Source organism: Microbacterium sp. zg.Y909 (assembly GCF_024626565.1).
The window spans coordinates 1-3,248 of record NZ_JANJFJ010000452.1; the positions used below are offsets into that span (position 1 = coordinate 1).

The 3,248-nt window shown below is 68.1% G+C and carries 3 protein-coding genes, 1 tRNA gene and 1 pseudogene; 3 read left to right on the top strand and 2 right to left on the bottom strand.

The annotated features are described in order from the left end of the window. Positions 1-21: 21 nt before the first annotated feature. A complete protein-coding gene (locus NQ160_RS21150) occupies positions 22-507 on the bottom strand; it encodes a Dps family protein (RefSeq protein ID WP_257517045.1) in 486 nt (161 codons plus the stop codon). 121 nt (positions 508-628) lie between these two features. Between NQ160_RS21150 and NQ160_RS21155 the strand changes: the two genes are divergently transcribed. The 3 genes and pseudogenes from NQ160_RS21155 (at position 629) to NQ160_RS21160 (ending at position 3,033) form a co-directional block, all read left to right on the top strand. Next, positions 629-1,168, top strand: a complete 540-nt coding sequence (locus tag NQ160_RS21155; RefSeq protein ID WP_257517046.1) for a gamma carbonic anhydrase family protein — start codon at positions 629-631, stop codon at positions 1,166-1,168. 557 nt (positions 1,169-1,725) lie between these two features. Beyond that, positions 1,726-1,815 (top strand): annotated as a pseudogene (locus NQ160_RS24775) (DUF2510 domain-containing protein); the annotation flags it as partial. Between the two features lie 93 nt (positions 1,816-1,908). Then, entirely contained in the window at positions 1,909-3,033 is a 1,125-nt protein-coding gene (locus tag NQ160_RS21160; RefSeq protein ID WP_308211510.1) for a GmrSD restriction endonuclease domain-containing protein, read from the top strand. 12 nt (positions 3,034-3,045) lie between these two features. On the opposite strand, the gene NQ160_RS21165 is transcribed toward NQ160_RS21160, so the two are convergent. Further along, positions 3,046-3,119: transfer RNA gene (locus NQ160_RS21165), tRNA-Gly, on the bottom strand. Between the last annotated feature and the right edge of the window lie 129 nt (positions 3,120-3,248).

Here is a 3,248-nt window from a genome sequence, read left to right on the forward strand (position 1 = left end):
CGGGGCTTCGTGGAGACGTGATTACTCGGCGAGGTGGGCGAAGAGGAACCAGCGGTCCTTCTCCAGGCCCGCCTTGATGCCGATGGCGACATCCTGGCTGGTGAGGTCGACCTCGTCGAGACCGTCGATCGCGGCCTGCACATCGACGAGGATGCCGTCGATGTCGGCCAGCACGCTGCGCACCATGGCGTCCCACGGGGTGAACCCGGCGGGCACGGTGGTGGGCTTGGCCTTCTGGGCGACGGTGGTCAGGCGGGCGTCGATGGGGAGGCCCAGGGCGACGATGCGCTCGGCGGCTTCGTCGGACCAGCCCTGCGCGTGCTCGACGACCGTGTCGAGGAGTTCGTGGATCGACTGGAAGTTCGCGCCGCGCACGTTCCAGTGCGCCTGCTTGCCGTTGACCACGAGCGCCTGCAGGCCCATGACGACCGGCGTGAGGAACTGCGCGGTGCCGGCGGCGACGGTCGGGTCGGCGGCGGTGGCCGGAATGATCTGATTCTTCGTCATGCTGTCGTCTCCTATCGGCGGGGAGTCGCCCCACCTTCTGCAACGGTACTCAGGCGGGGCTATTCCGCAAGCAAGCTGAGGCTGGGCTTATGCGGCTTGACGACCGCCCTAGAGTCGTGGCATGACGATCGCCGATGATGCCTCCGTCCTGTCCGTCTCCGGCCGCGAGCCGCTCGTGCCTGCCTCTGCGTTCGTCGCGGCGGGGGCGCGGATCATCGGGGCGGTGACACTGGGCGAGGAATCGAGTGTCTGGTACAACGCCGTGCTGCGCGGCGACAGCGACAGCATCACGCTGGGGGCGGGCAGCAACGTGCAGGACAACGTCTCGGTGCACGTGGACCCGGGGCACCCCGTGGTCATCGGAGCCGACGTCTCGATCGGGCACAACGCGGTCGTGCACGGCTGCACCGTGGAGAACGGATCGCTCATCGGCATGGGCGCGGTCGTGCTGTCGGGCGCCGTCATCGGTGCGGGGTCCCTCGTGGCCGGGGGAGCGGTGGTACTCGAGGGGACCGTGGTGCCGCCCGGTTCGCTGGTGGCCGGCGTGCCCGCGAAGGTGCGCCGCGAGCTCACCGAGGACGAACGCGGCAAGCTGCTGCGCAACGCCGAGGTCTACCGCACGCACCTGCGCAACCACCGAGACGCGACGTCCGCGGGCTGACTGTCCGACCACGGCGCCACAGTGCCAGCAGGGCGACGATAACCGACACTATCGGGGCTTCGCGCGCCCAGTATGCACGGATGCGTCGAGCGCGGTGACGGCCGCCGGTGCGCCCGGCCGCCGGTGAGTGCGGCCTGGACCGCTTCGCCGAGATGCGGACATCTGCCCGGATGCGGCGTTGTAGGCGGCATCCGGCCCTTGCCCGGGCAGATCTCCGCATCCGGGTGAACGGAGTCGTCGCATGGGCGGATGCCACGGCGCGTTCGCCGTCCGCGCGTGATCGGCGGACAAGAACCAGAAGTGGAAGGGATCACGGGGATCGAACCCGCACCATGAGTTTGGAAGTTCTGACCTCTGTGTGCCGAGATCCGTGGGTCGCGAACGGGTCCCTCACGACGGGGGTTCAGCGTATGAAAGAGATGGATTTGTCATCCCTGTGGTCAGTCGAGATTTGGGACCCGGATAGCCTTGAAAACGTTGCCTGAACAAGGGAAGTCCATGGGGACCTGGGGCGAAAACCCAACAAACTTGCGGCATGCGACTGACGGGAACGTGTCGTGACTACACCTGCTGGTTGGCATACGGATCCGCAGAACGAACAGCAGCAACGCTGGTGGGACGGTCGCCAGTGGACGGACCTGGTGCAGCCCGCGTCGCCACTCGCAACCATGCCGCCTCCTCCAGCACTGCCAGCTGAGCCGGATCGACGATTCCCGGTATGGCTCTGGGCGGTGGTCGGGGTGGTCGCTCTGCTGGTCGGGGTCCTGTTGTCCCCGATCTTCGCGTTGGTCTCACTGGCGGTCCTCATCACCGGAATCGTCGCGCTGGCCAAGAACACGCCGACGTGGCTGCGGCTGCGCTCACGAAGGACCGCGTGGGTGGTCACCGCTGCCGCGGCGGCGATGTTCCTGGTCACCGGCACTGTCAGCTCGACGTTCTTTCCTGGTGACGCGCCGGTGGCAGCGCAGATCGCCACGCCCTCCGCGCCGACGCCCACCCCCGAGCCCACGGTCACCGTCGAGCCCGTGGACGAAGAGATCACCGATCCGACGTTCCAAGGCGAGGCCTCGACCGCGGCCGACAGCGCGGCGACAGCGGACCAGACCGCGCTGGCGGTGCTGTCCACTCTCGAGGTGAAGGGGAGGGCGTCGAAGACCGGTTACGACCGCGACCAGTTCGGGCAGCGGTGGTTGGACGTGGACCGCAACGGGTGCGACACCCGCAACGACATTCTCGCCCGCGACCTCACCGACATCGAGAAGTCCGGCCCTTGCAAGGTCATGAGCGGCATCCTCGCCGACCCCTTCACGGCGCAGACCATCGGGTTCGTCCGCGGCCAGGACACCTCCGCAGAGGTCCAGATCGACCACGTGGTTTCGTTGTCCGATGCGTGGCAGAAGGGGGCGCAGCACCTCACGGCAGACCAGCGCGCTTCGTTCGCGAACGATCCGCTCAACCTGCTCGCGGTCGACGGCGGCGCGAATGCGCAGAAGGGCGACGGTGACGCGGCCACCTGGCTGCCGAGCAACAAGGCGTTCCGCTGCGCGTATGTCGCCCGTCAGGTGTCCGTCAAGGCGACCTATGGATTGTGGGTGACGCAGGCGGAGCACGACGCGATCGCCCGGGTCCTGGCCGAATGCCCCGACGAACCGGCCGTCACGTCCGCGTTCGCGCCAGTTCCCGCAGCGCCGGCGCCCGCACCCGCACCAGAACCCGCACCGGCACCGGCACCCGCACCGGCACCCGACGTCTATTACGAGAACTGCACGGCGGTCCGCGCGGCGGGTGCGGCGCCGATCCACGCGGGAGACCCCGGATATTCCAGCAAGCTCGACCGTGATGGCGACGGGGTCGCCTGCGAATGACGGGCTGATAAGTGGAGGGGATGACGGGAATCGAACCCGCACCATCAGTTTGGAAGACTGAGGCTCTACCATTGAGCTACATCCCCGCGGCGGAAAGCTCCGCGGCCTCCGCCAGTGTAGTCGAACCTCCGGCTCAGCGCGGACACGGCGCGGTCGGCTAGACTTCCCGGGGTCGTTTCAGCGCACGCGTGCGTGCACACAGCCCGGGGCGTAGC